Source organism: Streptomyces botrytidirepellens (assembly GCF_003721215.1).
GTDB classification, from domain to species: Bacteria; Actinomycetota; Actinomycetes; order Streptomycetales; family Streptomycetaceae; genus Streptomyces; species Streptomyces himastatinicus.
In genome coordinates, this window is record NZ_RIBZ01000607.1 from 1 (window position 1) to 4,183 (window position 4,183).

General features: G+C 68.7%; 4 protein-coding genes and 1 pseudogene. 4 read left to right on the forward strand and 1 reads right to left on the reverse strand.

The features are described 5' to 3' along the window. Positions 1-185, reverse strand: a pseudogene (locus EEJ42_RS52005) (hypothetical protein); the annotation flags it as partial. A gap of 316 nt (positions 186-501) precedes the next feature. Between EEJ42_RS52005 and rpsB the strand changes: the two are divergent. The 4 genes from rpsB (at position 502) to frr (ending at position 3,935) form a co-directional block, all read left to right on the forward strand. Next, on the forward strand, positions 502-1,407 hold the full coding sequence (gene rpsB, locus EEJ42_RS33580; RefSeq protein WP_123105821.1) for a 30S ribosomal protein S2: 906 nt from the start codon (positions 502-504) through the stop codon (positions 1,405-1,407). Between the two features lie 98 nt (positions 1,408-1,505). Next, on the forward strand, positions 1,506-2,342 hold the full coding sequence (gene tsf / locus EEJ42_RS33585) for a translation elongation factor Ts (RefSeq protein WP_123105823.1): 837 nt from the start codon (positions 1,506-1,508) through the stop codon (positions 2,340-2,342). Positions 2,343-2,493: 151 nt separating this feature from the next. Continuing rightward, positions 2,494-3,273, forward strand: coding sequence for a UMP kinase (pyrH, locus tag EEJ42_RS33590; protein WP_123105825.1), 780 nt, complete (start codon positions 2,494-2,496; stop codon positions 3,271-3,273). A 104-nt stretch (positions 3,274-3,377) separates the two neighbouring features. Further along, on the forward strand, positions 3,378-3,935 hold the full coding sequence (frr, locus tag EEJ42_RS33595; RefSeq protein WP_009714720.1) for a ribosome recycling factor: 558 nt from the start codon (positions 3,378-3,380) through the stop codon (positions 3,933-3,935). Positions 3,936-4,183 lie beyond the last annotated feature (248 nt).

Below are 4,183 nucleotides of genomic sequence, written 5' to 3' on the forward strand. Positions count from 1 at the left end.
CCCGCCGCCCACGGCGCGGGCGGCGGCCGCCACGCCCTCAGCACCGAGGGGCGCACCGCCCCCTCCGGCCCGGCCACCGGCCATGACCGGCCGTCGGAACCCGGGGCCGCCACCGCGGTCGGGGCCCGGAGGGGAAACATCAGAACGCACAGGGCAAGAGCCCACACCGCACCAAGCCGTCGCATGTCACCCACGGTGACGCCAATCGCCGCATCCGGTGGATCATGGACGCGAACTGGGGACTACCCACGGGTTGTGGATATCGCCGTCACCCGGCACCGCACGGGTCCCGTACACTTCTTATGGCGATCCGGGTCACCGGATCGACTTCGCACGCCCCGCCGCCCGCGCCCCGAGCACGTATCGGCAGCACGGCGGCCGCGCCCCTCGGTCCTCGGACGAGCCCCCTACCAGGGCCCTCGTTCGTGGCAGGCGCGCCGGGGCGTCAGGAGCGGCGGCCGCCCGGCCGCCGTGGAACCGAGTACCTCAAGGAGTACGGCCATGGCCGTCGTCACGATGCGGGAGCTGCTGGAGAGCGGCGTCCACTTCGGGCACCAGACCCGCCGCTGGAACCCGAAGATGAAGCGCTTCATCTTCACCGAGCGCAACGGCATCTACATCATCGACCTGCTCCAGTCGCTGTCGTACATCGACCGCGCCTACGAGTTCGTCAAGGAGACCGTCGCCCACGGCGGCTCCATCATGTTCGTCGGCACGAAGAAGCAGGCGCAGGAGGCGATCGCCGAGCAGGCGACCCGCGTCGGCATGCCGTACGTCAACCAGCGCTGGCTGGGTGGCATGCTGACCAACTTCTCGACTGTCTACAAGCGCCTTCAGCGCCTGAAGGAGCTCGAGCAGATCGACTTCGAGGATGTGGCCGCCTCCGGCCTCACCAAGAAGGAGCTCCTGGTCCTCTCCCGCGAGAAGGCCAAGCTGGAGAAGACCCTCGGCGGTATCCGCGAGATGCAGAAGGTGCCGAGCGCCGTCTGGATCGTGGACACCAAGAAGGAGCACATCGCCGTCGGTGAGGCGCGCAAGCTCCGCATCCCGGTGGTCGCGATCCTCGACACCAACTGCGACCCCGACGAGGTCGACTACAAGATCCCGGGCAACGACGACGCGATCCGCTCCGTCACGCTGCTCACCCGCGTGATCGCCGACGCCGTCGCCGAGGGCCTCATCGCCCGTTCCGGCGTCGCCACCGGCGACGAGAAGGCCGACAAGGGTGCGGGCGAGCCGCTGGCCGAGTGGGAGCGCGACCTGCTCGAGGGTGAGAAGAAGGCCGACGAGCCCGAGGCCAAGCCGGCCGAGGCCGCCGCCGAGAAGCCGGCCGAGGCCGCTGCCGAGGCCCCGGCCGAGGACGCGAAGCCCGCCGAGGCCCCGGCCGCGGACGCCGAGCAGGCCTGACCACTCAGACGGTGTACAACGGCGGGGGACGGTGCGACGGCACCGCCCCCGTCGTTCACCCGTAGAGCTTTCGACTTTCGAGAAGAGATTCACAGATCATGGCGAACTTCACCGCCGCTGACGTCAAGAAGCTCCGCGAGCTCACCGGCGCCGGCATGATGGACTGCAAGAAGGCGCTGGACGAGGCCGAGGGCAGCGTCGACAAGGCTGTCGAGATCCTTCGCGTCAAGGGCCAGAAGGGCGTGGCCAAGCGCGAGAGCCGCAGCGCCGAGAACGGTGCCGTCGTCTCCCTCATCGCCGACGACAACACCTCCGGCGTGCTGGTCGAGCTGAAGTGCGAGACCGACTTCGTGGCCAAGGGCGACAAGTTCGTGGCCGTCGCCGACGCCATCGCCGCCCACGTCGCCAAGACCGTCCCGGCCGACCTGGAGGCCCTGCTCGCCTCCGAGATCGAGGCCGGCAAGACCGTCCAGGCGTTCGTGGACGAGGCCAACGCGACCCTCGGCGAGAAGATCGTCCTCGACCGCTTCGCGCAGTTCTCCGGCGGCTACGTCGCCGCGTACATGCACCGCACCAGCCCGGACCTGCCGCCGCAGGTCGGCGTGCTGGTCGAGCTGGACAAGGAGAACGCCGAGGTCGCCAAGGACGTCGCGCAGCACGTCGCCGCCTTCGCGCCGAAGTTCCTGAGCCGTGACGAGATCCCGGCCGAGACCGTCGAGAACGAGCGTCGCGTCGCCGAGGCCACCGCTCGCGAGGAGGGCAAGCCCGAGGCCGCCCTGCCGAAGATCATCGAGGGTCGCGTCACCGGCTTCTTCAAGGAGAACGTCCTGGTGGACCAGGCGTTCGCCAAGGACAACAAGAAGTCCGTCCAGAAGGTCCTGGACGAGGCCGGCGTCTCCCTGACCCGCTTCGCCCGTTTCCGCGTCGGCGTCTGAGCCGAGCAGCGAAACACCGGCGACACCGATAGGGTCGTAGGCAGCCAACCGTCAACCGGTCGGCCGCAGATGTGACGAGGAGGCCATTGCCGCAGAGGTCGTACCAGGACCCGGCAGTGGCCTTCTTCGTATGTGCACGAGGAGATCTCCAATGAATCACGGCGCGGACGCCAAACAGGCCGCCGACAAGAACGCGGACGGCCCAGCCCGACACGGCCGTTTCCTGCTGAAGCTGTCCGGCGAGGCGTTCGCCGGCGGCGGGGGACTCGGGGTCGACCCCGATGTCGTGCACGCCATCGCCCGCGAGGTCGCCGCCGTGGTGCGCGACGGCGCCGAGATCGCCATCGTGATCGGCGGCGGCAACTTCTTCCGCGGGGCCGAGCTTCAGCAGCGCGGCATGGACCGGGCGCGCTCGGACTACATGGGCATGCTCGGCACCGTCATGAACTGTCTCGCCCTCCAGGACTTCCTGGAGAAGGAGGGCATCGACTCCCGCGTCCAGACCGCCATCACCATGGGCCAGGTCGCGGAGCCGTACATCCCGCTGCGCGCGGTGCGCCACCTGGAGAAGGGGCGCGTGGTGATCTTCGGTGCGGGCATGGGCATGCCGTACTTCTCGACGGACACCACCGCCGCCCAGCGCGCCCTGGAGATCGACGCCGAGGCGCTGCTCATGGGCAAGAACGGGGTGGACGGGGTCTACGACTCCGACCCCAAGCGGAACCCGGACGCGGTCAAGTTCGACGCGCTGGAGTACGGCGAGGTGATCACCCGGGACCTCAAGGTCGCCGATGCCACCGCGATCACCCTCTGCCGGGACAACAAGCTGCCGATCCTGGTTTTCGAGCTCACCGCCGAAGGAAATATCGCGCGCGCGGTGAAGGGTGAGAAGATCGGCACGCTCGTGAGTGACCAGGACTCACGGGCCTGACGGCTCGTTCGGGGGATGGACAACGGCCTGCCGGTCGGACACCGTGCAGGAGAAGACGCACGCAGGGGCGAGGCTCTGCTTACGGATAACACCAGGAGCAAGTGGTGATCGAAGAAATCCTCCTCGAGGCCGAGGAGAAGATGGAGAAGGCCGTTGTGGTCGCCAAGGAGGACTTCGCCGCGATCCGCACCGGGCGTGCGCACCCGGCGATGTTCAACAAGATCGTGGCGGACTACTACGGTGCGCTGACGCCGATCAACCAGCTCGCGTCGTTCTCGGTGCCCGAGCCGCGCATGGCCGTGATCACCCCGTTCGACAAGAGCGCGCTGCGCAACATCGAGCAGGCGATCCGCGACTCGGACCTGGGCGTCAACCCCAGCAATGACGGCAACATCATCCGTGTGGTGTTCCCCGAGCTCACCGAGCAGCGCCGCAAGGAGTTCATCAAGGTCGCCAAGGGCAAGGGCGAGGACGCGAAGATCTCGATCCGCAGCATCCGGCGCAAGGCCAAGGAGTCGATCGACAAGCTGATCAAGGACGGCGAGGTCGGCGAGGACGAGGGCCGGCGCGCGGAGAAGGAGCTCGACGACCTCACCGCGAAGTACGTCGCGCAGGTGGATGAGCTGCTCAAGCACAAGGAAGCCGAGCTGCTCGAGGTCTGATGAACGACTCTTCCTGGGGGGCCCCACCACGCGCCGGACTCTGGGGACCGACTGATCAGGGCACCTCCCCCGGCTACGGCTGGGAGGTGCCCCCTTCTTCGGCGGGTCCCGCGCACGAGGTGGCCGAAGCGGCGCAGACTCGCCCCATGCCCACCGTGCCGCACGCAGGCGGCGAACCCGGCGACGCCGCCGGCCGCGACCGGGGGGCCGCCCGGCCGGGCGGCCCCTTGTTCCGCGATGAGCGGGAG

Excerpts from the sequence above, each read along its gene's own strand:
- rpsB (WP_123105821.1), top strand. The coding sequence starts at position 502 with ATGGCCGTCGTCACGATGCGGGAGCTGCTGGAGAGCGGCGTCCACTTC.
- tsf (WP_123105823.1), top strand. The coding sequence starts at position 1,506 with ATGGCGAACTTCACCGCCGCTGACGTCAAGAAGCTCCGCGAGCTCACC.
- pyrH (WP_123105825.1), top strand. The coding sequence starts at position 2,494 with ATGAATCACGGCGCGGACGCCAAACAGGCCGCCGACAAGAACGCGGAC.